The following is a 25,402-nucleotide window of genomic DNA, read 5'->3' as shown; positions in this document are numbered from 1 at the left end:
TGGTCTTGCCCGAGCCGGTGGGGCCGGTGACCAGGATTATGCCGTTGGGCTGGCTGGTCATGCTCTGCCAGCGGCGCAGGTCGTCGGCGGAGAAGCCGAGCTGGTCGAAGCTCTTGAGCAGCACCTCGGGGTCGAAGATGCGCATCACCATCTTCTCGCCGAAGGCGGTGGGCAGGGTCGACAGGCGCAGCTCCACCTCGGCGCCGTCCGGGGTCTTGGTCTTGACCCGGCCGTCCTGCGGCTTGCGTTTCTCCGCCACGTTCATCCGTCCCAGCGACTTCAGGCGGCTGACCACCGCCATGGTCACCTGCGGCGGGAACTGGTAGACGTTGTGCAGCACGCCGTCGATACGGAAGCGCACGGTGCCCTGCTCGCGGCGCGGCTCGATGTGGATGTCGCTGGCGCGCTGCTGGAAGGCGTACTGGAACAGCCAGTCGACGATGGTGACGATGTGCGCGTCGTTGGCGTCCGGCTCCTGGTCGGCGGCGCCGAGGTTGAGCAACTGCTCGAAGTTGCCGACGCCGCTGATCTTCTGGTCCGGCGAGGTGGCGCCGCTGACCGAGCGGGCCAGGCGGAAGAACTCGACGGTGTAGCGCTGGATGTCCGCCGGGTTCGCCACCACCCGCTTGATCGGTCGCTTGAGCACATGCACCAGGTTGCTTTCCCAGCCCTGTACGAAGGGCTGGGCGCTGGCGATGGTGACTTCCTCCGGACTCAGCGCGACGGCGAGGATGCCATGGCGCTGGGCGAAGGCGTAGGACATCAGCGGAGTCACCGCGGCGACGTCGATCTTCAGCGGGTCGATGCGCAGGTAGGGCTGGCCGGCGTACTCGGCCAGCCACTGGGTGAGGGTCTCCAGGTCGAGCTTGCGTCCGGGGCGCTTGAGATCCTCGACCTGCTGCGCGGCGAGGAACTCCAGCGGATGCTGCTGGTTGCGCACCGCGCTGCGGCGGATCGCCAGGCACTGTTCGGCCTGCTCCTGCCCGACCCGGCCCTGGGCGACCAGCTCGCGGAGCAGGTCGCCTAGGTCCAGCAGGCGGTCCTGGGCGGCGGTGGCGAACACGGACATGCAGACTCCCTTCGGATGATGGCGGTAGCGGCGAAGCTTATTTCATCAGCGCCTTCCAGGGTTTGAGCGTCAGCACAGTATGGGCCTGCGTGGCGCGGTCAGCCAGGCGCTCGGCATCGACAGGTTGCCGCAGCAGCTCCAGCAACTTGGCCAGTTCGCCGTAGAGGCGGTCGGCTTCCGGCAGGTCGAGCACGCCGCGCGCCAGGCGCAACCAGGTAAGCATGCGCTGCAGGCGCGGCGCTTGGTCGGGAAGCAGCTCGGGATGCTGGTGGGCGCGCGCCAGCGGCGTGGCCTGGGCTTCTTCGGCAAGGCTGCGCAGCAGCCATTTGCCCAGCGCGGCGGCGCCCTGGCGGTTGCCGCGCTCGTTGCGCGACTCGGTCCAGGCCTTGGCCAGCAGCCAGCGCGAGGCATTCAGGGAGAACAGGCCCCAGCGGGTCTCGTCGAGTTCGCCGCGGAACAGTTGCGGCGCCTGCTGGCGTAGCGTCTCGTCGTCACGGCCGCGCTCGATGCGCGGCGCCCAGTCGGCGAGGAGAGCGTCCAGCGCTTCGCGCAGCTCGCGACTGCTGGCGCGTGGCACCGCCTGGCCGAGGCTGCCGAGCAGGGTACGCAGGTCCTGCAGGTGTTGCAGCCAGTCCTCCAGCAGGCGCCAGTGGCCGTTGAAGCGATACTGTTCGGCCAGTCGCTGGCTGCTGCCGAGCAGGTACCAGGCGATGGCGGCGAAGGCACCGTCCAGCGGGGTTTCCGCCAGCAGTTTCTGCGCCGGGGGATCGACCTCGTAGCTGTTCGGGTCGAACAGGCGGTAGCCGCGCTCGGCCTTGCTGATGTCGCAGGGCATCAGCGGCAGGTCGGCGGCCAGTTCCGCGGCCAGCTCCAGCAGCGCGGCGGCATCGCCCTGGCGCAGTTCCAGCTCCAGTTCGCAGATTTCCTCCTGGTTGTCGCCGGCGACCACCTTGCCCAGGTCGAGCGCCGCCTCCACGACTACCCTGGCCTTGCCGCGGCCCCAGGCGATCTCGGCGCGCTGGCGGACGAAGTCGGTGCTGAAGATCGGCTTGAGCTGCTTCTTGTCGAGGTCCTTGAGGGCCGCCGGCCAGCACTTGTCGTCGAGTTTCTTCAGGTCGAGCTTGTTCTTTTCCAGGTACCAGTCCCACTCGTTGCGTTCGGACAGCCCGGCCACGCTCTGCCCGCGGCTCTTCAGCGTCTGGATGTACTGCTCGCCGTCGCGGCGCATGCGCAGCGCGACCTTGGCCCGGGCCAGCTCGCGGCCGGGGGTGTCGTAGTACTGGTTGTACAGTTCGCGGCGCTCCCAGCCCGATTTGTTGCGCTTCTTCAGCAACGGGTGCTCCTGCAAGGCTTCCAGGGTGGCGCGGCTGACGCGGAGTTTGATTTCGGTTTCTTTCTGCATGGGGCGATGTCCGGCTCGGGACGCCAGGCGTCCGCGGGTGAAGGTGTTCCAGATCAAAGGCGCGCGGGGTGGGTGGCCTATACTTTTCGGCATTTCCACCAGGGAGGCGTTCCATGCCGACCAATCCGTTCATCAGCCTGTTCGGCCGTTCGCCGATCGGGCCGATGCAGCAGCACATCGCCAAGGCCCACGAATGCGCGGCCGGCCTGTTGCCGTTCTTCCGCGCGGTGATCGCCGAGGACTGGGCGCAGGTCGAACAGGTTCAGCAGGACATGGTGCGACTGGAGCAGGAAGCCGATCGGCTGAAGAAGAACGTCCGGATGCACCTGCCCAAGAGCCTGTTCCTTCCGGTGCCGCGCTCCGATCTGTTGGAGCTGCTCAGTGTACAGGACAAAGTCGCCAATCGCGCCAAGGACATCGCCGGGCTGATGCTGGGCCGGCGCATGCGCATCCCGCTGCCGCTGCAGGGCCAGATGCTCGCCTACGTGCAGCGCTCGGTGGACGCCAGCGCCCAGGCGTTGCGGGTAGTCAACGAACTCAACGAACTGCTCGAGACCGGCTTCGGCGGGCGCGAGACCAGTCTGGTGGAGAGCATGGTGGAGGAACTCGAGGCGATCGAGAACGACACCGACCGCATCCAGGTCGAGGTGCGCCGCGAGCTGTTCCGCCTGGAAAGCGAGCTGCCGCCGGTGGACGTGATGTTCCTCTACCAGATCATCGAATGGATCGGCGATGTCGCCGACCGCGCCCAGCGGGTCGGCAACCGCCTGGAGCAATTGCTGGCGCGTTGAGCGCCAGGTTTCTTTCCGCCTTCTGCCCGCATACGGATCCCCGCCCATGTCCCTGATCGCCGACCACGGCTTCGCCTTCCTCGTACTCGCCTGCCTGTTCGGTTTCTTCATGGCCTGGGGCGTCGGCGCCAACGACGTCGCCAACGCCATGGGCACCTCGGTGGGCTCACGGGCGCTGACCATCCGCCAGGCGATCCTGGTGGCGATGGTCTTCGAGTTCTGCGGTGCCTACTTCGCCGGCGGCGAGGTCACCGAAACGATCAGGAGCGGCATCGTCGATCCGCAGTACATGACCCCCGACCTGCTGGTCTTCGGCATGCTCTCGGCCTTGCTGGCCGCCGGGGTCTGGCTGTTGCTGGCGACGATCAAGGGCTGGCCGGTGTCGACCACCCACTCCATCGTCGGCGCGATCATCGGCTTCGCCTCGGTCGGTGTCTCGGTGCACGCGGTGCACTGGGGCGCGATCGGCCCGATCGTCGCCAGTTGGGTGGTGACGCCGGTGCTGTCCGGGCTGCTCGCCTTCGCCCTGTTCAGGAGCGTGCAGTGGCTGGTACTGCATGCCGAGGACCCGTTCCGCAGCGCGCGCCGCTACGTGCCGCTGTACATGTTCCTGGCGGGCTTCATGGTCGCGCTGATGACCGTCGGCAAGGGCCTGAAGCATGTCGGCCTGGAGCTTTCCGGCCTCCAGACGCTGGGTCTGGCGTTGCTCGCCGGCGGCCTGGTGATGGGCCTGGGTATCGTCCTGCTGTTGCGTATCCGACCCACTGGCGGAGCCGATCCGCGTGGCGGCTTCGCCAGCGTCGAGCGGGTCTTCGCGGTGCTGATGATCTTCACCGCCTGCTCCATGGCTTTCGCCCATGGTGCCAACGACGTGGCCAACGCCATCGGCCCGGTGGCGGCGGTCGTCGCGGTGGTCCAGGCCGGCGGCGACCTGGATCTGGTGAGCCGTTCGCCGGTGCCGTCCTGGGTACTGCTGCTGGGCGCGGTGGGCATCGTCATCGGCCTGGCTACCTATGGCTACCGGGTGATCGCGACCATCGGCCGGGAGATCACCGAGCTGACCCCCAGCCGCGGCTTCGCCGCCGAGCTGGCGACCGCCTCCACGGTGGTTGGCGCCTCGGCCATCGGCCTGCCGGTGTCCACTACCCATACCCTGGTCGGCGCGGTGCTCGGCATCGGCATGGCGCGCGGCATCGGCGCGCTCAACCTGCGGGTGATCGGCTCGATCTTCCTGTCCTGGGTAGTGACCCTGCCGGCCGGCGCGTTGCTGGCGATCCTGTTCTTCCTGGTCCTGCGCGCGCTGTTCGGTGCCTGAGCGCGGTCTTCGTCGGCTGGCGCAGGCGGAACCGGAACGGACGGTTTTATCCACTGCCGCGATAGGCCATGATGGGGCTCGATCCGTGTGGAGAGTCCCATGCCGTTGCCGTCTCTGAAAGACCAGTTCGGCGCGCTGATCGCCGCGTCTTCCGTCAGTTGCACCCAGCCCGAGCTGGACCAGACCAACCGCCCGGTGGTCGACCTGCTGGCCTCCTGGCTGGGCGATCTAGGCTTCCGCTGCGAGATCCGGGAAGTCTCGCCGGGCAAGTGCAACCTGCTGGCCAGCTACGGCAGCGGTCCCGGCGGGCTGGTGCTGGCCGGCCACACCGATACCGTGCCCTACGACGAAGCGCTGTGGAGCAGCGATCCGCTGCGCCTGGACGAGCGCGACGGCCGCTGGTACGGCCTCGGCAGTTGCGACATGAAGGGCTTCTTCCCGCTGGCCATCGAGGCCCTGCTGCCGCTGCTCGACCAGCCGTTCCGCCAGCCGCTGATGATCCTCGCCACCTGCGACGAGGAAAGCTCGATGGCCGGCGCCCGTGCCCTCGCCGAAAGCGGGCGACCGCTGGGTCGCGCCACGGTGATCGGCGAGCCGACCAACCTGCGGCCGATCCGCCTGCACAAGGGGGTGATGATGGAGCGCATCGAGATTCTCGGGCAGAGCGGCCATTCGTCCGATCCGAACCTCGGGCGCAGCGCCCTGGAGGCGATGCACGCGACCATCGGCGAGCTGATGGCGCTGCGCGGGGAATGGCAGCAGGCCTGGAACAACCCGCAGTTCAGCGTGCCCCAGCCGACCTTGAACTTCGGTTGCATTCACGGCGGCGACAATCCCAACCGCATCTGCGGCCAGTGTTCGCTGGAATTCGACCTGCGCCCGCTACCCGGCATGCAGCCTGAGCAGTTGCGCGAGGCGATCCGCCAGCGCCTGCGGCCGCTGGCCGAACGGCACAAGGTGAGCATCGACTACCAGCCGCTGTTCCCTGCCGTGCCGCCGTTCGAACAGGCGCAGGACAGCGAACTGGTACGCGTCGCCGAACGCCTGACCGGGCATCGCGCCGAGGCCGTGGCGTTCGGTACCGAGGCGCCGTACTTCCAGCGCCTGGGCAGCGAGACCCTGGTCCTCGGTGCCGGCGACATCGCCTGTGCCCACCAGCCCGACGAGCACCTCGAACTGGCGCGTATCGAACCGATGGTCGGCGTGCTGCGCCGGCTGATCCAGCATTACTGCCTGACGCCCGCCGCCGACTGAAGCGCGGCGTGGCCGGCGACCAGCTCGAAGCCGCCGTTGATGACGAACTGCACGCCCATCGCCACCAGCAGGAAGCCGACCACTCGCGAGATGGCGTCGATCCCGGATTCGCCGAGGAACTTCATGATGCGCCCGGAGCTTTGCAGGGCGATCCAGAAGATCAGCGCGGTGAGCAGGGTGACGGTGATCGCCGCGAGGTGGATGAACAGCGGAATGCTTCCGTAGGTGGATTGCAGCGTCGACGCCGAGCTGACCACCAGGGCGATGGTCCCCGGCCCCGCGGTACCCGGCAGGGCCAGCGGAACGAAGGACAGGTCGCGGAAGTGCGGGGTGATCTTTTCCTCGTCCGACAGCAGGTCGTGCTGGACTTCGGTCTCGTCCGGCGTGGTGGCGGGGAACAGCATGGTGAAGCCGATATAGGCGACGATCAGCCCGCCGGCGATGCGCAGGCCGGGAATGGAGATGCCGAACACCTGCATCACCAGGCTGCCGCCGTAGAAGCTGACCAGCATGATCAGCGCCACGTAGAGGCTGGCCTTGAATATCTGCCGGTTGCGCTCCGCCGGCGGCAGGCTGCCGCCGAGGCCGAGCAGCAGCGAGACGCTGGTCAGCGGGTTGGCTACCGGGAGCACGGCGAGCAGGCCGACCAGGACGTGATGGAAGTATTCGCTCATGGATTTTCCTCGTTCGCGTGGGTGCGCGCCGGACGGCACGGCGAACGAGGCAGCCTAGCGAAAAAGCGCTGCGCGAGTTAACCGGGGTTTTCGGATAGTTTTTTTCAGAAATAGTGGTAAAACGGTTCGTTCCGGCCCCACGCCCCGTACCATGGTCGAATCCCGCGGCCGGGGGGCCGCCGAGGGTTTAAACTCGCACGTGATCCATCCGTCTCGTTAACCAGAAAGTGAGGAGAAGCCTGTCGATGTTGCTGCGACGACGATAACGGCGCCCTTCGGGCCGTCCCGGCCGCTCACGCTTTGCTCTCGCTCACGAAACGACAGGCTTTCCCCACCATGCCCGACTACGTCAACTGGTTACGTCACGCTTCGCCCTACATCAACTCGCACCGGGACCGCACCTTCGTGGTCATGCTCCCCGGCGAAGGGGTGGAGCATCCCAATTTCGGCAATATCGTCCACGACCTGGTCCTTCTCCACAGCCTCGGCGCGCGCCTGGTGCTGGTGCACGGTTCGCGCCCGCAGATCGAGGCGCGCCTGGCCGCGCGCGGCCTGGCTCCGCGCTATCACCGCGACCTGCGAGTGACCGATGCGCCGACCCTGGAATGCGTCATCGACGCCGTGGGTAGTCTGCGCATCGCCATCGAGGCGCGGCTGTCGATGGACATGGCCGCCTCGCCGATGCAGGGCGCGCGCCTGCGGGTCGCTGGCGGCAACCTGGTCACCGCGCGGCCGATCGGCGTGGTCGAGGGTGTCGACTACCACCATACCGGTGAGGTCCGTCGCATCGACCGCAAGGGCATTGGCCGCCTTCTCGACGAGCGCAGCATCGTCCTGCTCTCGCCGCTGGGCTACTCGCCGACCGGGGAAATCTTCAACCTGGCCTGCGAAGACGTGGCCATGCGCGCCGCCATCGACCTGGAAGCGGAAAAGCTGATTCTCTACGGCGCCGAACAGGGCTTGCTGGACGCATCCGGCAAGCTGGTCCGCGAACTGCGCCCGCAGCAGGTGCCCGCGCACCTGCAACGGCTGGGCAACAGCTACCAGGCCGAGCTGCTGGACGCCGCGGCGCAGGCCTGCCGGGCCGGGGTCAAGCGCAGCCATATCGTCAGCTACACCGAGGACGGCGCGCTGCTCAGCGAGCTGTTCACCCGCACCGGCAACGGCACCCTGGTCGCCCAAGAGCAGTTCGAACAGTTGCGCGAGGCGGGCATCGAGGACGTTGGCGGGCTGATCGAGCTGATCCGCCCGCTGGAAGAGCAGGGCATCCTGGTACGCCGTTCCCGCGAGGTGCTGGAACGCGAGATCGAACAGTTCAGCATCGTCGAGCGCGAAGGGCTGATCATCGCCTGCGCCGCGCTCTACCCGATCGCCGATTCCGAGGCGGGCGAGCTGGCCTGTCTGGCGGTCAACCCGGAGTACCGCCACGGCGGGCGTGGCGACGAACTGCTGGAGCGGATCGAAGAGCGCGCGCGCGGACTCGGCCTGAAGACCCTGTTCGTGCTCACCACGCGGACCGCGCACTGGTTCCGCGAGCGCGGCTTCCAGCCCAGCAGCGTCGAACGGCTACCGGCGGCGCGGGCCTCGCTGTACAACTTCCAGCGCAATTCGCAGGTATTCGAGAAGAGCCTGTGATCCGCCGGCGCGTCCCTGGGCGCAGGGGCGCGCCGGCTTCGCTCAGTTGCTGATCAGGCCGAGGATGCTCGCCTGGTAGGCGGCGACGAAGGTATCGAAGTCGCCATCCTGGTCGCGTTCCAGCTCCGTCTGTTCGGCCAGGGAGTCGCTGGCCATCTTCTCGAAGCGTGCCTGCTCTTCGGCGGCCAGCGGATGCTGGCGGAAATACTCCGCGTGTTCGCGGCTCTGGCGCAGGGAGAACGCTTCGAAGCTCTCGCCGCGCTCGCGCATGACCTTCAGCACCTGCGCCGAAGGCGTCAGTTCCGCATCGGCCACCTTAGCCCGCTGCGCTGCCAGCGCCGCCGCGTGGGCTTCGCCGCCGCGTGCGCGGTCGAGCAGTGCCGCGGTATCGGCGATTCGTTCGAGCAGCTCGTTGGCCCAGACCTGCAATTCCACCGGCTGGCCGCGACGTTGCAATTGCAGGCCCGGCCGCCTGCCTTCCTTGACCACGGCGAGGAAGTTGTCGGTGGCGTCGCTGCACTCGCCATTCAGCAGCGGGCTGTCGCTGAACGCGCAGAACAGCAGGAAGGCGTCGAGGAAGCGCGCCTCGTCCAGGTCGATGCCCAGCGGCAGGAACGGGTTGATGTCCAGGCAGCGCACTTCCACGTACTGCACGCCGCGAGCGGCCAGGGCCTGCACCGGACGCTCGCCGGTGTAGGTGACGCGCTTTGGCCGGATGCTCGAGTAATACTCGTTTTCGATCTGCAGGATGTTGGTGTTCAGCTGCACCCATTCGCCATCCTGCTTGGTGCCGACCTTCTCGTAGGGCGGGTAGGGCGTGCTGACCGCCTGGCGCAGGCTGTCGATGTAGCTCTGCAGGTCGTTGTAGCAGGGCGTCAGGCCGGCCTGGGCGTTGTTCTGGTAGCCCAGGTCGCTCATCCGCAGGCTGGTGGCGTAGGGCAGGTAGAGCGTGTGTTCGTCGAGGCGCTCCAACTGGCTCGGGCGGCCACGCAGGAAGCCGGCGTCGAGGGCCGGCGAGGCGCCGAACAGGTACATCAGCAGCCAGCTGTAGCGGCGGAAATTGCGAATCAGGGCGATGTAGGCGGCGGACTGGTAGTCGCGTTCCGATAGCTCGCTGCCTTCGGCCTGGCGCAGCAGCGGCCAGAGCCTCTCCGGCAGGGAGAAGTTGTAGTGGATGCCGGCGATGCACTGCATGGTCTTGCCGTAGCGCAGCGCCAGGCCCTTGCGGTAGACGTACTTCAGGCGGCCGATCATCGAGCTGCCGTAGCGGGCGATCGGGATGCTCTCCTCGTCCGGCAGCTCGCAGGGCATCGATGGACTCCACAGGTACTCGCCGTCCAGTTTCGAACTGGCGAAGCGGTGGATGCGCTCGAGATCGCCCAGAGTGTCGGCGACGTCGGTTTCCGTGGGCGTGATGAACTCCAGCAAGGCCTCGGAGTAGTCGGTAGTGATCTGCGGATGGGTCAGGGTCGAACCCAGGGCCCGGGGGTGGGGGGTGAGCGCCAGCTTGCCGTCGCTATCGACTCGCAGGCATTCGCGCTCGATGCCATGCAGGCACTCGGTCAGCAGGGGCAGGTTGGCTGCGGCGCCGAGCAGAGCCAGGCGGCGGGAGAGAAGATCGCTCAAGTCGGGATTCCTTGTGATCGCGTCCCAGATCGGTCGCCCCAATATGAGGGTGGACCGAGCGGTCTACAAGAGGGAGGACGTAAATGCGTTTTCGCTTCGTCCGGGGGCCGGTCGCCGCACCTTCGGCAGGAGCCGTCGAGGCGGGCGCCCGGCACGGATCGGGATCGCCGTTGCGCGCCATTCTGCCGCATGGCGGCCGCGCCGGTTTACAGCTGGGCGAAGGTGCCTTGTCCTTTCGCGACCAGCTTGTCGCCTTGCCGCACCTCGGCTTCCACCACCAGGCTGCGGCGCCCGGCATGGAGGACGCGGGCGACGCAGCGCACCTCGCCGTCGGCGACGGCGCGGATGTAGTTGATCTTGCATTCCAGGGTGACGCTCTGGCGGTCGAAACCATGGGAACTGGAGCAGGCCAGCCCCATGGTCACGTCCATCAGCGAGAACAGCGCACCGCCGTGCATGACCCCGCCGCGGTTGCGCAGGTGCGCGGCCATCGGCAGGCGTACCTCGGCGACTCCGTCGCCGAGGCTGACCGGGTCCAGGCCGACCAGTTCGCTGTAGGCGCTGATCATCTGCTCGCGGGCGGGCATCTCGCTCATGGACGGCTCCGTCACTTCTTCTTCAGTTGCTTGGCGTTGGCGAACAGCGCGGCCATGGCGTTGTTCGCCGGCGGCGCGCTCTGTCCGCGCGGGGCGCCACGCTCCTGGCGCGGCTGGCCGCTGCCGGCGGGACGCCCGCCGCGCTGGCCTTCGACCTTCTCGCCGGGGGTGTCGCTCATGCGCATGGACAGGCCGACACGGTTGCGCGGGATGTCCACTTCCATGACCTTGACCTTGACGATGTCGCCGGCCTTGACCACTTCGTACGGGTCCTTGACGAACTTCTCGGACAGCGCCGAGATGTGCACCAGGCCGTCCTGGTGGACGCCGATGTCGACGAATGCGCCGAAGTTGGTGACGTTGGTCACCACGCCCTCCAGGACCATGCCCGGCTTGAGGTCCTTGAGGCTCTCGACGCCTTCCTGGAACTCTGCGGTCTTGAACTCCGGACGCGGGTCGCGGCCGGGCTTGTCGAGTTCCTTGAGGATGTCGGTGACGGTCGGCAGGCCGAAGGTCTCGTCGGTGAACTTCTTCGGGTCGAGGCGCTTGAGGAACGCCGAGTCGCCGATCAGCGAGCGGATGTCGCGCTCGGTGTCGGCGGCGATGCGCTGCACCAGCGGATAGGTTTCCGGGTGCACCGCCGAGGCGTCCAGCGGGTTGTCGCCGTTCATCACGCGGAGGAAGCCGGCGGCTTGCTCGAAGGTCTTCTCGCCCAGGCGGCTGACCTTCTTCAGCTCGTCGCGGGTGCGGAACGCGCCGTTGGCGTCGCGGTGCGCGACGATGTTCTGCGCCAGCGTCGAGTTGAGGCCGGAGATGCGTGCCAGCAGGGCGGCGGAGGCGGTGTTGACGTCGACGCCGACGGCGTTCACGCAATCCTCGACCACCGCGTCCAGGCTACGCGCCAGCTTCAGCTGGGACACGTCGTGCTGGTACTGGCCGACGCCGATCGACTTGGGCTCGATCTTCACCAGCTCCGCCAGCGGGTCCTGCAGGCGGCGGGCGATGGACACGGCGCCGCGCAGGGACACGTCCAGCTCGGGGAACTCCTTCGCCGCCAGTTCGGAGGCGGAATACACCGATGCGCCGGCTTCGCTGACCATGATCTTGGTCAGCTTCATGCCCGGATATTTCTTGATCAGTTCGCCGGCCAGCTTGTCGGTCTCGCGGCTGGCGGTGCCGTTGCCGATGGCGATCAGCTCGACCTGGTGCTTGGCGCAGAGCGCGGCGAGCACGGCGAGGGTCTGGTCCCACTGGTTCTTCGGCGCATGCGGGTAGACGGTGGCCGTGTCCAGCAGCTTGCCGGTGGCGTCGACCACCGCGACCTTGACCCCGGTGCGCAGGCCCGGGTCGAGGCCGAGGGTGGCGCGCGGGCCGGCCGGGGCGGCCAGCAGCAGGTCGTGCAGGTTGCGCGCGAACACGCTGATCGCCTCGTCCTCGGCGCCGTCGCGGAGCTCGCCGAACAGGTCGGTTTCCAGGTGGGTATAGAGCTTGACCTTCCATGTCCAGCGCACCACCTCGGCCAGCCACTTGTCGGCGGCGCGGCCCTGGTTGGACAGGCCGAAGCGCTCGGCGATCATGACCTCGCATGGGTGCAGGGTGCCCGGCGCTTCCTCGCCGACCTTCAGCGAGGCGCTGAGGACGCCTTCGTTGCGTCCGCGGAAGATTGCCAGGGCGCGGTGCGACGGGGCGCTTTTCAGCGGCTCGTCGTGTTCGAAGTAGTCGCTGAACTTGGCGCCTTCCTGTTCCTTGCCGGGGACCACGCGGGCGGTCAGGGTCGCTTCGTTCTTCATGAACACGCGCAGCTTGTCGAGCAGCGTGGCGTCTTCGGCGAAGCGCTCCATGAGGATGTACTTGGCGCCTTCCAGCACCGCCTTGACGTCGGCGAAGCCTTTCTCGGCGTCGACGAAACGCGCGGCCTCGCTTTCCGGGACCAGGGTCGGGTCGTCGAACAGTGCGTCGGCCAGCGCGCCGAGGCCGGCTTCCAGGGCGATCTGGCCCTTGGTGCGGCGCTTCTGCTTATAAGGCAGGTAGAGGTCTTCGAGACGGGTCTTGGTGTCGGCGAGCTTGATGTCGCGGGCCAGTTCGGGGGTCAGCTTGCCCTGTTCCTCGATGCTGGCGAGGATCGCGCCGCGGCGTTCTTCCAGTTCGCGCAGGTAGCGCAGGCGCTCTTCCAGCATGCGCAACTGGGTATCGTCGAGGCTGCCGGTGACCTCTTTGCGGTAACGGGCGATGAAGGGAACGGTGGAGCCTTCGTCGAGCAGGGCGACGGCAGCGGCGACTTGCTGCGGTTGAACGCGGCCGGAGGGCAGTGCGGAGAGCTCTTCGGCGATACGGGTGTTGATGCTGTCCATTGATCCACCTGGTAAAACGAACGAAAACGGGCCGTGTAGACAACGCCCCGCCGCAAAAGCGCCGCATTATACCTGCCAAGTTTCGCCTTGGAGGGCGGCTGGTCGGGGAAAAATCTGCTAACAATGGACAGTCCGGCCCAGCCGCTACCTGGGCGATAATGCCCGCCTGACTCATTCTGGGAGTTTCTATGTCGAACCCTGCCGCCCTGGCCGAAGGTGAAAAGATCCTCGTCGTCGACGACGACGCCCGCCTGCGCCGCCTGCTCGAACGTTTCCTCGACGAGCAGGGCTACCGCGTCCGCGCGGTGGAGAACACCGAGCAGATGGATCGCCTTCTATCCCGCGAACTGTTCCAGCTGGTTGTGCTCGACCTGATGCTTCCCGGCGAGGACGGCCTCACTGCCTGCCGCCGCCTGCGCGAACAGAACAACCAGGTGCCGATCATCATGCTCACCGCCAAGGGCGACGAGGGCAGCCGCATCCAGGGCCTGGAACTGGGCGCCGACGACTACCTGGCCAAGCCGTTCAACCCGCGCGAACTGCTGGCGCGGATCAAGGCCGTGCTGCGCCGCCAGGCACCGCTGGTGCCCGGCGCGCCTGCCGGTGCCGACGAGGTGGTGACCTTCGGCGACTACCAGCTGTTCCTCGCCACCCGCGAACTGAAGAAGGGCGACGAGGTACACATGCTGACCACCGGCGAGTTCGCCGTGCTCAAGGCCCTGGTGCAGCACGCCCGCGAACCGCTGACCCGGGACAAGCTGATGAACCTCGCCCGTGGCCGCGAGTGGGATGCCCTGGAGCGTTCCATCGACGTGCAGATCTCGCGCCTGCGCCGGCTGATCGAGCCGGACCCGTCCAAGCCGCGCTATATCCAGACGGTCTGGGGGGTCGGCTACGTGTTCGTGCCGGATGGCAACGCGCGCAAGGCCTGAGTCTCCGCGCGGCCGGTGCAGCGATGCACCGGCCGCGTCGTCTTACCCGCAACAGGCGTCGGCCCCGTCCGCCGGCGCGCAACCGGTCCGATCGATGAAAACGCCGCTCTGGTTCCCGCAAAGCTTCTTCGCCCGCACCCTCTGGCTGGTGCTGATCGTCGTGCTGTTCTCCAAGGCGCTGACCCTGGTCTACCTGCTGATGAACGAGGACGTGATCGTCGACCGCCAGTACAGCCACGGCGCGGCGCTGACCATCCGCGCGTTCTGGGCTGCCGACGAGGAGTCGCGCGCGGCCATCGCCAAGGCTTCCGGCCTGCGCTGGGTGCCGAGCAGCGCCGACCAGCCCGGCGAGCAGCACTGGCCGTACACGGAAATCTTCCAGCGGCAGATGCAGATGGAGCTGGGGCCGGACACCGAGACCCGCCTGCGTATCCACCAGCCGTCGCAGCTCTGGGTGCGCGCACCGAGCCTCGGCGAAGGCTGGCTGGCGGTGCCGCTGTATCCGCATCCCTTGCGTGGCCAACGGATCTGGAGCGTGCTCGGCTGGTTCCTCGGCATCGGCCTGCTTTCCACCGCCGCCGCCTGGATCTTCGTCCGCCAGCTCAGCCAGCCGCTCAAGCGCCTGGTGGTCGCCGCCCGCCAGTTCGGCCAGGGGCGCAGCGTGCGCCTGCCGCTGGGGCCGGAGACGCCAAGCGAAATGGCCGAGGTGTATCGCGCCTTCAACCAGATGGCCGAGGACATCGAGCAGGGCGGGCGCGAACGCGAATTGATGTTGGCCGGTGTCTCCCACGACCTGCGCACCCCGCTGACACGCCTGCGCCTGTCGCTGGAGTTGCTGCCGGAGAGCGAACGGGAGATGGTCGAGGACATGGTCCGCGACATCGAGGACATGGATGCGATCCTCGACCAGTTCCTCGCCTTCATCCGCGACGGCCGCGACGAGCCGGTGGAGGAGGGCGACCTGACCGACCTGGTGCGCGAGGTGGTGGCACCGTTCAACCAGACTCGCGAGCAGGTGCGCATGGCCTTGCAGCCGGTACCGGCGATGCCGTTGCGGCGGGTGTCGATGAAGCGTCTGCTGGGCAACCTGATCGACAATGCCCTGAACCACGGTGGCGGCTCGGTGGAGGTGGCCAGCTACGTGGCCGGCGAAAGCGCGGCGCCCTACGTGGTGCTGAGTGTGCTCGATCGCGGCCAGGGCATCGATCCCGCGGAAGTGGACAGCATCTTCAATCCCTTCATCCGCGGCGACAAGGCGCGTGGCGGCAAGGGCACCGGCCTCGGCCTGGCGATCGTCAAGCGCATCGCCGCCCAGCACGGCGGCAGCGTCGAACTGCGCAACCGCGATGGCGGCGGCCTGGAAGCGCGGGTCTGCCTGCCGCTGGGGTTGCTGCTACCGCGCGGCGCGGCCTGATACTCGACGGGTTTGTGCCGTTCCAGCGGCACTTCCCAACCCCTCTCGCGCTTACGGAGAGGGGCGCGCCCCGTCCCTACCAGCGCAACCGGTTTCCCTCGAGCACCGCGGTCTTCCCGTAAGGCCAGGCCCGGTTCTGCGCACCATGCCCGCTGGGCAGGTGGTGGTAGAGCGGCACCTCGATGGCGGCGGCGTATTCGCCGAAGATCCGCTCCAGGCTGTGGGCGACTTCCTTGCGCGGGCAATCGGTGAACGAGCCCAGGCAGATCGCGCCGAGCTGGCGCGCGTCGATGCTTTCGAGCAATTGCCAGAGGCTGCGCTCCAGGCGGTAGTAGGGTTCGCCGACGTCCTCCAGGACCAGGATCGACCCCGCCGGGGCGTGCAGGCCGCCGAGGGTGCCGGCCATGCAGGCCAGGGCGGTGAGGTTGCCGCCGATCAGCGCGCCTTCGACGCGTTGCTTGTGTCCGCCGAGGTGCTGCACCGGGAGTTCATGGTCGATTCCGGCCAGCAAGCGGCTGACCGAGGCCAGAGAGGCTAGCCGCTCCTGCTGCTCGCGGGGGGCGCTCAGCGGCGACAGACCGAGTCCGGTTGCCACCGGGCCGTGGATCGCAGGCAGGCCGTGGCGGTGGAAAGCGCTGAGCAACACCGAGATGTCGGAGAAACCGATCAGTGGCCGCGGCGAGGCCGTCTGCAGGCGCCCCCAGTCCAGGCCCGGCAGCAACTGGCCGCAGCCGTAGCCGCCGCGCAGGCACCAGACCGCGGTGATGTCCGGCATGTCGAAGGCGTTGTGCAGGTCTTCCAGGCGCTGCTCGACCGTCCCGGCGAGGTAGCGGTAGCGGGCTTCGACGTGGCGGCCGAGATGGTAGTCCACACCGTGCACTTCCAGTTGCCGCAGGGTCGCCTCCAGCACGTCGGTGGCGATGGCCGAGGCTGGCGCGATCAGCGCCACCCGGCCGTCGATGGGCTGCCAGGTCTGGTCGGAGGAGGGACGAGGGGTCATGCGGCGATTCCATGAAGCGTCAGGAAAGGATTCGAGTGCCGGAAGAGCCCGGGGTTCGGCGGGGTTTCCGGCATCGGTTGCGGCGGTGCTTCATTCAAGCGTGGCATGGACCTTCTGTCGAGGCCGGGATCGCCAGCGTAATGCGGTGCGTCCGATGCGCCGGGACAACGCATGCGTTGTCTGGTCCGGCTCACCCCTTTCCCTTCGTCCTGGCCAGGTGGGGGCCGCCGTTCTTTTCCAGGTACTGGATGATGATTCCGGCGATGTCCTTGCCGGTGGTGGATTCGATACCTTCCAGGCCCGGCGAGGAGTTCACCTCCATTACCAGCGGACCATGGTTGGAGCGCAGGATGTCCACCCCGGCGACGTTCAGGCCCATCACGCGAGCGGCGCGGATGGCGGTCATGCGTTCTTCCGGGGTTATCTTGATCAGGCTGGCGCTGCCGCCGCGGTGCAGGTTGGAGCGGAACTCGCCGGGCGCTGCCTGGCGCTTCATCGAGGCGATCACCTTGTCGCCGACCACGAAGCAGCGGATGTCGGCGCCGCCGGCTTCCTTTATGTACTCCTGGACCATGATGTTGTGCTTGAGCCCCATGAAAGCCTCGAGCACCGATTCGGCGGCCTTCTCGGTTTCGCAGAGGACCACGCCGATGCCCTGGGTGCCCTCCAGCAGCTTGATCACCAGCGGTGCGCCACCGACCATCTCGATCAGGTCCGGGACATCGTCCGGGGAATGAGCGAAGCCGGTCACCGGCAGGCCGATGCCCTTGCGCGAGAGCAGTTGCAGCGAGCGCAGCTTGTCCCGCGAGCGAGCGATGGCGACCGACTCGTTGAGCGGGAACACGCCCATCATCTCGAACTGGCGCAATACCGCGCAGCCGTAGAAGGTCACCGAGGCGCCGATGCGCGGGATCACCGCGTCGAAGCCCTCCAGCGGTTGTCCCCGGTAGTGGATCTGCGGCTTGTGGCTGGCGATGTTCATGTAGGCGCGCAGCGTATCGATGACCACCATTTCATGGCCGCGCTCCCGCCCGGCCTCCACCAGGCGACGGGTCGAGTAGAGCCGGGGATTGCGCGACAGCACGGCGATTTTCATTCAGCACCTGTGGATGGGTTGGACCGGCTGGCGGGCAGCGGCGGCGAGGCTGTGGGTTGTCGTCGCGGCAGGCATTGGACCGGCCGTTTCGGGAATGGATGGAGGTTGGACAGGTGCTGCCGGCGAATGGCTCAAACCGGACTCCCGTCGAGCAGGTTGATGCCCGTCGCCGCGGGCAGGGCGGCCGGCGACTCGGGACGATCCTGGACGTAGGCCAGGGCCGGGTTGACCACCAGTTGCCCGGCGATCAGCGCCTTGGAGCCGAGCAGCACGCGATAGCGCATGGACTTGCGGCAGGCCAGGGTGAACTCCACCGGCCACATGCGATCGCCCAGCGCCAGGGTGGTGCGGATCACGTAGCGGGTCTGGGCCTGGCCGTTGGAGCTGCGAATGGTCTTGCGCGCGACCATCGGCGCTTCGCAACGGTGCCGGCGCTGTACCAGCGTGCCGAGGTGGGCGGTGAAGCGCACCCACTTCTCGCCGTCGCGCTCGAAGGGAACGATGTCCGAGGCATGCAGGCTGGAGGTGCTGGCGCCGGTGTCGATCTTCGCGCGCAGCCCGACCATGCCCAGTTCGGGAAAGGCGATCCACTCGCGCAGACCGATGACGGAAAGCTGGTCGAATGTCTTCACGGGTAGGCATTCCAGGCGTTTTGCCGGCATTCTAGCAGGGCTATGGGCGGCCGCCAGACGGCTGCCCGAGGATGCCGAAGACGAACCTAGCGGCTGTCGATGACAGTCGCGAGACAGCGGCGGAACGAATACGGGAAATGCCAGTGAGCGAGAAAGACGACGACAAGGTGCGCCTGGACAAGTGGCTCTGGGCGGCGCGCTTCTTCAAGACCCGGGCGCTGGCCAAGGCCGCGATAGAGGGCGGCAAGGTGCATTGCCGGGGCGAGCGGTGCAAGCCGAGCAAGGAACCCAGGGTAGGGGAGGAATTGACCATTCGTACGGGCTTCGACGAGCGAACCGTGACGATTCGCGCGCTTTCCGTAGTCCGGCGTGGCGCGCCGGAGGCCCAGGCTCTCTACGAGGAAACCGCGGACAGCGTGGAAAGCCGCGAGCGCGCGGCGGCCATGCGCAAGGCCGGGGCGCTGGGCGTACAGACCGAGGGGCGGCCGAGCAAGAAGCAGCGGCGGCAGATCCACCAGTTGCGCGGCGGCCAGGACTGAGAAGCGCCGATCTCCCGCAGGGGAGACCGGGATGGCCTCAGGCCGAGTCGCGGACCACGCCGAGGCGGCCGATCAGCGGCAATTTCGCCAGCAGGCGGAACAGCGGTTCGGTCACCTGCACCAGCCAGCCGCTGGCCTTCGCCGCCAGCGGTGTGTAGCAGCCCCAGGCGAGGGCCAGCAGGGCCATCTGCAGGCCGCCGATGTAGTCGTCCTGGCCCCAGTGCGCGCCGGCTACCAGGCGCGGCAGCATGAACAGCACGGCCAGGGTCCAGATCAGCAGGAACTGCCCGGCGCGGCGGGCGAACAGCGACATGAACAGCGCCCAGACCAGCAGCACCGAGGCGTGGTCGCCGGGGAAGCTGCGCTTGGAGCGGTCCTTGATTTCCCACACGCGTTCCCAGTCCGGGAAGTGGTCGCTGAGGTGGATGGCCTTGTCCATCAGCATCGACAGGCTGGCGTGCTGCCAGTGCAGGTGGTGGGCGATCTTGGCGTAGAGCACGCGGATCACCACCAGGATCAGCAGGGTCACGATGAAGCCGAAGGTCAGCCGCCGTACCTGGTTCGCTGGCAGCAGCCAGTCGCCGCGAATCAGCAGGCAGAGCAGGATCACCCCGACCACCGCGTCGAACGGTCGGGTACTGAGCAGGCCCCAGAGTTTCAGCCAGGTTTCGTTGAGGGCGAGGGAGCCGTTGAGCTTGTCGAAGAGCCAGAAGTCGAAGCCGTTCATCAGCTCGCGGGTGGGGCCCCAGAGCCACAGGATCAGCAGCAGGAGCGCCAGAAGATGACAGGTGGCGAACTTGCGCCATTGCCAGGCCGCTTGGAACGGAGAGGCATTATCCATAAAATCGTTTCCCCCTATCGGCGCCGGGTCGGCGTACGACTGTCACGAAGCGCGCTTTTATAGGCCTTTGTCACTCACTTGTCATTCCCTCATTCGTAGCGTTGTGTCCCGCATGTCCCATTCAGATCAGAGCCAGCGTTTCCTTTTCGACGATACCGACGTGCGCGGCGAGATGGTCGATCTCGAGCGTAGCTACAGCGAAGTGCTGGCCAAACATCCCTATCCGGAACCGGTCGCGCAACTGCTCGGGGAGATGCTCGCGGCGGCCTCGCTGCTCTGCGGCACGCTCAAGTTCGACGGCCTGCTGGTATTGCAGGCGCGCTCCAGCGGCGCGGTTCCGCTGTTGATGGTGGAGTGTTCCAGCGACCGCCAGGTGCGTGGCCTGGCCCGCTATTCGGCGGAGTCCATCGGCGCCGACGCCGGCATGCAGGAACTGATGCCCGAAGGCGTGCTGACCCTCACCGTGGACCCGGTCAAGGGCCAGCGCTACCAGGGGATCGTCGCCCTGGAGGGGGTGAACCTGGCGGAATGCCTGTCCAACTACTTCGCCAGCTCGGAACAGCTGCCGACCCGTTTCTGGCTCAACGCCAACGGCCGCCGCGCCCGCGGCCTGCTGCTGCAGCAGCTTCCCGCCGACCGCCTGAAGGACCCCGAGGCCCGCGAGGCCAGTTGGCAGCACCTGACCACCCTGGCCGACACGCTGACCGCCGAAGAGCTGCTGGCGCTGGACAACGAGACCGTCCTGCACCGCCTCTACCACGAGGAAACCGTGCGCCTGTTCGAGCCGCAACCGCTGGTCTTCCATTGCAGTTGCTCGCGGGAACGTTCGGCCAACGCCCTGGTCAGTCTCGGGCAGGCCGACTGCGAGCGGCTGCTCGAGGAGGAGGAAGGCTCGATCACCATCGACTGCCAGTTCTGCAACCAGCGCTACCTGTTCGACGCCTCCGACGTCGCCCAGTTGTTCGCTGGCGCTGGCAGCCAGGGGCCTTCCGAGACCCGCCACTGACGATTTTTCATCCAGCGGGCTTTTCTGGCATAATCCCGCCACTTTTTTCCTGTAGTGAGTTTTTTGAAGCGCTACGAAGTTTGGAGGACTCGGCCTCTGGCCGACGGGGAACCACATGACGCAAGCCAACAACGCCGTGTACACCGATATCAGCGCCGCCCAACTGGTAGAAGAAGCCATTCGCCGCGGTGAGGGCGAACTGGCCGCCAACGGCTCGCTGGTCGTACGTACCGGCCATCGCACCGGCCGTTCGCCGGTCGACCGTTTCATCGTCGAAGAGCCGAGCACCAAGGACGCGATCGCCTGGGGCAACATCAACCGTCCGTTCCCGGCCGACAAGTTCGATGCGCTGTGGGCCCGCGTGGAAGCGTTCAACAACGCCCAGGACCATTTCGTTTCCCATGTTCATGTAGGTTCCGCCGAGGCTTACTACCTGCCGGTGAAGATGACCACCGCTACCGCCTGGCAGAATCTGTTCGGCCGTTGCCTGTTCATCGAGCCGGAGCAGTACAACCCGGCTGGCAAGGACGAGTGGCAGGTCCTCAATGTCGCCAACTTCGAATGCGTGCCCGAGCGCGACGGCACCAACTCCGACGGTTGCGTGATCCTCAATTTCGCCCAGAAGAAAGTGCTGATCGCAGGCATGCGCTATGCCGGCGAGATGAAGAAAGCCATGTTCTCCGTGCAGAACTTCCTGCTGCCCGAGCGCGACGTGCTGCCGATGCACTGCGCTGCCAACATCGGCGAAGCGGGCGATGTGACCCTGTTCTTCGGCCTGTCCGGCACCGGCAAGACCACCCTGTCCGCCGATGAAAGCCGTTACCTGATCGGTGACGACGAGCACGGCTGGGGCGAGGGCGTGGTGTTCAACGTCGAAGGCGGTTGCTATGCCAAGTGCATCGACCTGTCCGAGAAGAACGAGCCGGTCATCTGGAAAGCCATCAAGTTCGGCGCCGTGCTGGAGAACGTGGTTCTCGACGAAGAGCGTGTGCCCGACTACGCCGACGACAGCCTGACCCAGAACAGCCGCGCCGCCTACCCGCTGGAGCACGTCGAGAAGCGTTCGGAGAAGAACCTCGGCGGCGAGCCCAACGCGGTGATCTTCCTGACCTGCGACCTGACCGGCGTACTGCCGCCGGTATCGATCCTGAACAACGAGCAGGCGGCCTACCACTTCCTGTCCGGCTACACCGCGCTGGTCGGCTCCACCGAGATGGGTTCCGGCGGCGGCATCAAGTCGACCTTCTCCACCTGCTTCGGCGCTCCCTTCTTCCCGCGTCCGGCCGGTGTCTACGCCGAGCTGCTGATCAAGCGTATCAAGGCCTTCGGCTCCAAGGTCTACCTGGTCAACACCGGCTGGACCGGCGGTGGCTACGGCGTCGGCAAGCGCTTCAACATCCCGACCACCCGTGGCGTGATCGCGGCGATCCAGAGCGGCGCGCTGATCGGCGCGGAAACCGAGCACCTGGACATCATCAACCTGGACGTGCCGAAGGTCGTTCCGGGCGTCGAGACCAATCTGCTCAACCCGCGCAATACCTGGGCCGACAAGGCTGCCTACGACGAGGCGGCGAAGGGCCTGGCCAAGCAGTTCATCGAAAACTTCAAGAAATTCGAGGTTTCCGACGCGATCAAGGCCGCCGGCCCGCAGCTGTAAGCCACGTTTCGGCACCATGAAAAAACCGCCTTCGGGCGGTTTTTTCATGTCCGGACGTCAGGGGTAGGTGACGGTGATCAGGTAGTTGCCGGAGCGACGACCGCTTCCGGCCAGCTCATAGCGCGCCGAGAAATCCCTTTCCCCGAGGACCAGGTCGCTGGGTTGCAGGTGTTGCACCTCGCCGGTCTTCATCGAGCGGATGCTGACTTCCGCGGTGCGCGCCTGCATGGGACAGCCACTGAGGTGGAAGCTGCCCTTGCTTTCGTCTTGGCGGGGAGCGCTCATCGAGCATGGTGGCTCGACAATGGCGCCGGTGAAGCGGATGACGCCGCTGATGCTGCCGGGGGCGGCGAACAGGTTGCTGGAGGTTCCTACAAGAAGACCGAACAAAGCCAGTTGGCCCATCCTGTTCATGAGCTTACTCCTACGTGAGTTCATCCTTATTTTTCTGCGTTCGTGCGTCCCGGGAGGGGCCCTCTCCCAGGCGCTGGCATTGGAGTGGAATATAGGACAATTCCTTAGGAAAATTCCTTCCTAGGAATAGTCCTAGTCCTGATTCTGTAAGTAGCTGCTGTGGGGCTGCGTCGGATTTATTGAAGTCTGGTTTATCTTCTCGCCAATGCCCTAGAGTGGGCGCCCCTTTGTTCCCTCGCAGTGGATTTCCCCCATGCATATCGAAGACGCCGTTCGGAGTCGCCGTGCCATCAAGGGCTACGACTCATCCTTCAGCCTGACTCGCGAAGAGAAGGACCATCTCCTGGACCTGGCGCTGCATGCGCCTTCCGCCTTCAACCTGCAACACGTGCGGCTGGTCGAGGTCAGCGATCCGCAATTGCGCACGCAGTTGCGTGAAGTGGCCTGGGACCAGGCGCAGGTCACCGACGCGGCGATGCTGGTGGTGGTGTGCGCCCAGCTCGACAGTTGGGAGCGCAACGCGCAGCGGGTCTGGGACGGTGCTCCCGAGGCGGTACAGGCGTTCATGGCAGGCGCCATCGACACCTACTACCGCGGCAAGCCCCAGGTACAGCGTGACGAAGCCATGCGCAGCTGCGGCCTGCTGGCGCAGACCCTGATGCTGGTCGCCCGCGGCCAGGGCCTGGATTCGTGTCCGATGGATGGTTTCGACTTCGATGCCGTGGCCCGGCTGATCAACCTGCCGGACAACCATGTGATCGGCCTGATGGTGGCGGTCGGGAAAAAGGCCGTTGAACCCTGGCCGCGCAGCGGCAAGCTGCCGCGGGAAGAACTGGTCATCCGCGACCGCTTCTGACTGCCCGGATTCCCCTAGTCCGGTCCGGCGGCCCCGACCTGGCGGATCTGTTCGACCAGCCATTGCAGGGCGATGTCGCGTTCGCGCTGGGCCAGGAACACCAGTTCCAGGTGGAACGGGCCGAGGTCGAACGGCAGGTCGAACGATTGCAGGGGCAGCAATCGTTCGAAGTAGTGCGCCAGTTGTCGCGGCAGGACGCCGACCAGGTCGCTGTACGCGGCGATGTGCGCTGCCTGCAGGTAGTTCGGTGTGGTGTAGGCCACTTGCCGCTTGAGCCCCTGGCTGCCCAGCCACTGGTCGACCATCCCCTTGGTCTGCCCGCCGTGCACCCACAGGTGCTGTAGCTCCAGAAAGGTGGCCAGGTCGGGAGCCTGCGCCAGCAGCGGGTGCTGACGTCGGGCGACCAGTTGCAGGGTCTCGCTGGCCCAATGGCGGCGCTGGAAGCGCGCCGGGACGTTTTCGAAGCGGCCTAGCACCAGGTCCAGTTCGCCTTTGTCCAGCGCCTCGGCCGGCAAGGTCGGGGTCAGGTGCTGGATGGCGATGGAGATTCCCGGCGCCCGCTCGCTCAGGCGGCGCATCAGGGCGGGCATGCAGATCAGTTCGACGTAGTCGGTCACCGCTACGGTGAAGCGCTGCCGGCTGCGCCCGGGATCGAAGCCCTCGCCGTCGCCCAGGCTCTGTTCGATCTGCCGCAGCGCCGCGCGGATCGGCGCTTCCAGCGCCAGCGCCCGGGGCGTCGGCTGCATCGCACGACCGGCGCGGACCAGCAGCGGGTCGTCGAGCAGCTCGCGCAGGCGGTTCAGTGCATTGCTCACTGCCGGCTGGCTCAGCGCCAGGCGCTCCGCCGCGCGCGAGACGTTGCGTTCGCGCAGCAGGGCGTCGAGGACGCGTAGCAGGTTGAGGTCGAAGGTTTGGATATTCATTGCCTGAATTCCAGCTATCACAAGACTAAATTTCAAAAATAGTACGACCTTCCCCTAAGGTAGTGGTCGCTTTTTGTGCGGTCGGACTGCCCCAGGTTTCGTCCACCGTTCCTCCTGCGCTCGCTACAACGAGGACAAGACCATGAGCCAGAACTTTTCCTTCCGCCAGGCCGCGGTGATCGGCGCCGGCACCATGGGTCGCGGTATCGTCATGTGCCTGGCCAACGCCGGTCTCGACGTGCAGTGGCTGGACAGCAACCCGCAGATGCTCAACCAGGCGCTCGGCGCCGTGGCCGACACCTACGCGCACAACGTGCGCCAGGGGCGCATCGGCGAAGAGGAAGCGGCCGCGCGCCGCGCCCGCATCACGCCGGTCCAGCACCTCGCCGCGATGCGCGAGGCGGACCTGGTGATCGAGGCGGTCTACGAGAACCTGGAACTCAAGCAATCGATCTTCCGCGAGCTGGACGCGGCGCTGAAGCCCTCCGCGGTGCTGGCCAGCAATACTTCCTACCTGGACATCGACGCCATCGCCGCGGTTACCGCGCGTCCGGGCCAGGTGCTCGGCCTGCACTTCTTCAGCCCGGCGCACATCATGCGGCTGCTGGAGATCGTGCGCGGCGCGCAGACCGCGCCGGCGGTGCTGGAGGCGGCCCTGGCGCTGGGCGAGCGGATGGGCAAGGTCAGCGTAGTGGCCGGCAACTGCCACGGCTTCATCGGCAACCGCATGCTCGAACCCTACGCCACCGAGGCCCGCCTGATGCTGCTGGAAGGCGCCCTGCCGTACCAGGTGGACCGGGCTCTCCAGGCGTTCGGTTTCGCCATGGGGCCGTTCCGCATGTACGACGTGGTCGGTATCGACCTGGAGTGGCGCGCCCGCGAGTTGGCCGGGGTCGGTCAGGACCAGCCGGCCGTGCAGGTGGACAACCGCCTTTGCGAGCTGGGCCGCTTCGGCCAGAAGAGCGGTGCCGGTTACTACCGCTACGCGCCGGGCAGCCGCCAGGCGGAGCACGATACCGAGGTGGATGCCCTGGTGCTCCGGGTTGCCGAGACGCTGGGCTACCCGCGGCGCGATTTCGCCGACGAGGAAATCCTCGAGCGTTGCCTGCTGGCGCTGGTCAACGAGGGCGCGAAGATCCTCGACGAGGGTATCGCCGCCCGTAGCGCCGACATCGACACTGTCTACCTGAACGGCTACGGCTTCCCCGCCGCGGAGGGCGGTCCCATGGCCTGGGCCGATCGCCTCGGCGCGGCCGAGCTGCTGCAACGCCTGCGTTTCCTCGAACAGCGCCACGGCGCGCGCTGGAAGCCGGCGTCCCTGGTCGAGCGCCTGGCCGCCGAGGGCGGAGCCTTCGCCGACCTGCAGGAGGCGCGCTGAG

23 protein-coding genes are annotated in these 25,402 nt (G+C 66.9%); 11 read left to right on the top strand and 12 right to left on the bottom strand.

The features are described from left to right. The coding region (locus tag HMPREF2914_RS27695) for a GspE/PulE family protein (RefSeq protein WP_049266937.1) at positions 1–1,069 on the bottom strand (1,069 nt) is incomplete at its 3' end. A gap of 37 nt (positions 1,070–1,106) precedes the next feature. Further along, positions 1,107–2,471, bottom strand: coding sequence for a CYTH domain-containing protein (locus HMPREF2914_RS27690; RefSeq protein WP_009314472.1), 1,365 nt, complete (start codon positions 2,469–2,471; stop codon positions 1,107–1,109). A 113-nt stretch (positions 2,472–2,584) separates the two neighbouring features. On the opposite strand from HMPREF2914_RS27690, the gene HMPREF2914_RS27685 reads away from it, so the two are divergent. From HMPREF2914_RS27685 to argE, 3 genes are all read left to right on the top strand, one after another. Continuing rightward, positions 2,585–3,262 (top strand): TIGR00153 family protein, encoded by a 678-nt coding sequence (locus HMPREF2914_RS27685; RefSeq protein ID WP_003096272.1) that lies wholly within the window; start codon positions 2,585–2,587, stop codon positions 3,260–3,262. Between the two features lie 46 nt (positions 3,263–3,308). Beyond that, positions 3,309–4,577, top strand: coding sequence for an inorganic phosphate transporter (locus HMPREF2914_RS27680; protein WP_023092740.1), 1,269 nt, complete (start codon positions 3,309–3,311; stop codon positions 4,575–4,577). 99 nt (positions 4,578–4,676) lie between these two features. Beyond that, positions 4,677–5,831, top strand: coding sequence for an acetylornithine deacetylase (gene argE, locus HMPREF2914_RS27675; protein WP_070702876.1), 1,155 nt, complete (start codon positions 4,677–4,679; stop codon positions 5,829–5,831). On the opposite strand, the gene HMPREF2914_RS27670 is transcribed toward argE, so the two are convergent. After that, entirely contained in the window at positions 5,804–6,505 is a 702-nt protein-coding gene (locus HMPREF2914_RS27670; RefSeq protein WP_003096266.1) for a MarC family NAAT transporter, read from the bottom strand. The genes argE and HMPREF2914_RS27670 overlap by 28 nt on opposite strands. Before the next feature lie 336 nt (positions 6,506–6,841). On the opposite strand from HMPREF2914_RS27670, the gene argA reads away from it, so the two are divergent. Next, on the top strand, positions 6,842–8,140 hold the full coding sequence (argA, locus tag HMPREF2914_RS27665) for an amino-acid N-acetyltransferase (protein ID WP_003096265.1): 1,299 nt from the start codon (positions 6,842–6,844) through the stop codon (positions 8,138–8,140). Positions 8,141–8,182: 42 nt separating this feature from the next. Here the strand turns inward: argA and gshA are convergent, their stop codons facing one another. The 3 genes from gshA to HMPREF2914_RS27650 all read right to left on the bottom strand — a co-directional run bounded on the left by gshA (position 8,183) and on the right by HMPREF2914_RS27650 (position 12,713). Continuing rightward, positions 8,183–9,766, bottom strand: a complete 1,584-nt coding sequence (gshA, locus tag HMPREF2914_RS27660; RefSeq protein WP_003109990.1) for a glutamate--cysteine ligase — start codon at positions 9,764–9,766, stop codon at positions 8,183–8,185. 206 nt (positions 9,767–9,972) lie between these two features. Then, positions 9,973–10,335 carry a PaaI family thioesterase gene (locus HMPREF2914_RS27655; RefSeq protein ID WP_042115369.1) on the bottom strand — a complete coding sequence of 121 codons (363 nt, stop codon included), beginning with the start codon at positions 10,333–10,335 and terminating at the stop codon, positions 9,973–9,975. Between the two features lie 38 nt (positions 10,336–10,373). After that, the gene (locus tag HMPREF2914_RS27650) at positions 10,374–12,713 is read right to left on the bottom strand and encodes a Tex family protein (RefSeq protein WP_009878279.1); all 2,340 of its coding nucleotides are present in this window, start codon (positions 12,711–12,713) and stop codon (positions 10,374–10,376) included. Between the two features lie 188 nt (positions 12,714–12,901). On the opposite strand from HMPREF2914_RS27650, the gene amgR reads away from it, so the two are divergent. Both amgR and amgS read left to right on the top strand, forming a co-directional pair. Next, positions 12,902–13,645, top strand: a complete 744-nt coding sequence (gene amgR, locus HMPREF2914_RS27645; RefSeq protein WP_003096259.1) for a two-component system response regulator AmgR — start codon at positions 12,902–12,904, stop codon at positions 13,643–13,645. 94 nt (positions 13,646–13,739) lie between these two features. After that, complete coding sequence (gene amgS, locus HMPREF2914_RS27640; protein WP_003109988.1) at positions 13,740–15,059, top strand: two-component system sensor histidine kinase AmgS; 1,320 nt, start codon at positions 13,740–13,742, stop codon at positions 15,057–15,059. A 76-nt stretch (positions 15,060–15,135) separates the two neighbouring features. Here the strand turns inward: amgS and HMPREF2914_RS27635 are convergent, their stop codons facing one another. The 3 genes from HMPREF2914_RS27635 to HMPREF2914_RS27625 form a co-directional block, all read right to left on the bottom strand. Next, entirely contained in the window at positions 15,136–16,059 is a 924-nt protein-coding gene (locus tag HMPREF2914_RS27635; RefSeq protein ID WP_023092739.1) for an LD-carboxypeptidase, read from the bottom strand. 190 nt (positions 16,060–16,249) lie between these two features. Then, on the bottom strand, positions 16,250–17,155 hold the full coding sequence (rimK, locus tag HMPREF2914_RS27630) for a 30S ribosomal protein S6--L-glutamate ligase (protein WP_003096254.1): 906 nt from the start codon (positions 17,153–17,155) through the stop codon (positions 16,250–16,252). 131 nt (positions 17,156–17,286) lie between these two features. Continuing rightward, positions 17,287–17,721, bottom strand: a complete 435-nt coding sequence (locus tag HMPREF2914_RS27625; protein ID WP_003123679.1) for a retropepsin-like aspartic endopeptidase RimB — start codon at positions 17,719–17,721, stop codon at positions 17,287–17,289. 209 nt (positions 17,722–17,930) lie between these two features. On the opposite strand from HMPREF2914_RS27625, the gene HMPREF2914_RS27620 reads away from it, so the two are divergent. Continuing rightward, entirely contained in the window at positions 17,931–18,326 is a 396-nt protein-coding gene (locus HMPREF2914_RS27620) for an RNA-binding S4 domain-containing protein (RefSeq protein ID WP_003136003.1), read from the top strand. Positions 18,327–18,363: 37 nt separating this feature from the next. Here HMPREF2914_RS27620 and HMPREF2914_RS27615 read toward each other — a convergent pair whose 3' ends face one another. After that, the gene (locus HMPREF2914_RS27615; protein WP_003109984.1) at positions 18,364–19,167 is read right to left on the bottom strand and encodes a phosphatase PAP2 family protein; all 804 of its coding nucleotides are present in this window, start codon (positions 19,165–19,167) and stop codon (positions 18,364–18,366) included. Positions 19,168–19,279: 112 nt separating this feature from the next. Between HMPREF2914_RS27615 and hslO the strand changes: the two genes are divergently transcribed. Further along, positions 19,280–20,173 carry an Hsp33 family molecular chaperone HslO gene (gene hslO / locus HMPREF2914_RS27610; RefSeq protein ID WP_003109983.1) on the top strand — a complete coding sequence of 298 codons (894 nt, stop codon included), beginning with the start codon at positions 19,280–19,282 and terminating at the stop codon, positions 20,171–20,173. Positions 20,174–20,288: 115 nt separating this feature from the next. Next, entirely contained in the window at positions 20,289–21,830 is a 1,542-nt protein-coding gene (locus HMPREF2914_RS27605; RefSeq protein WP_003123676.1) for a phosphoenolpyruvate carboxykinase, read from the top strand. Positions 21,831–21,887: 57 nt separating this feature from the next. On the opposite strand, the gene HMPREF2914_RS27600 is transcribed toward HMPREF2914_RS27605, so the two are convergent. Continuing rightward, positions 21,888–22,244, bottom strand: coding sequence for a fimbrial protein (locus HMPREF2914_RS27600; protein ID WP_023092738.1), 357 nt, complete (start codon positions 22,242–22,244; stop codon positions 21,888–21,890). A gap of 253 nt (positions 22,245–22,497) precedes the next feature. Here HMPREF2914_RS27600 and HMPREF2914_RS27595 point away from each other — a divergent pair, with 253 nt between their 5' ends. Beyond that, positions 22,498–23,100: a nitroreductase family protein gene (locus HMPREF2914_RS27595; RefSeq protein WP_003136000.1), complete on the top strand. Its 603-nt coding sequence runs from the start codon at positions 22,498–22,500 to the stop codon at positions 23,098–23,100. A 14-nt stretch (positions 23,101–23,114) separates the two neighbouring features. Here the strand turns inward: HMPREF2914_RS27595 and HMPREF2914_RS27590 are convergent, their stop codons facing one another. Next, entirely contained in the window at positions 23,115–24,023 is a 909-nt protein-coding gene (locus HMPREF2914_RS27590) for a LysR family transcriptional regulator (protein WP_003096239.1), read from the bottom strand. 142 nt (positions 24,024–24,165) lie between these two features. On the opposite strand from HMPREF2914_RS27590, the gene HMPREF2914_RS27585 reads away from it, so the two are divergent. Next, positions 24,166–25,401 (top strand): 3-hydroxyacyl-CoA dehydrogenase, encoded by a 1,236-nt coding sequence (locus tag HMPREF2914_RS27585; protein ID WP_003109978.1) that lies wholly within the window; start codon positions 24,166–24,168, stop codon positions 25,399–25,401. Position 25,402 lies beyond the last annotated feature (1 nt).

Source organism: Pseudomonas sp. HMSC067G02 (assembly GCF_001813485.1).
Classification (GTDB): domain Bacteria; phylum Pseudomonadota; class Gammaproteobacteria; order Pseudomonadales; family Pseudomonadaceae; genus Pseudomonas; species Pseudomonas aeruginosa.
This window is presented reverse-complemented; position numbering and strand designations above follow the sequence as displayed.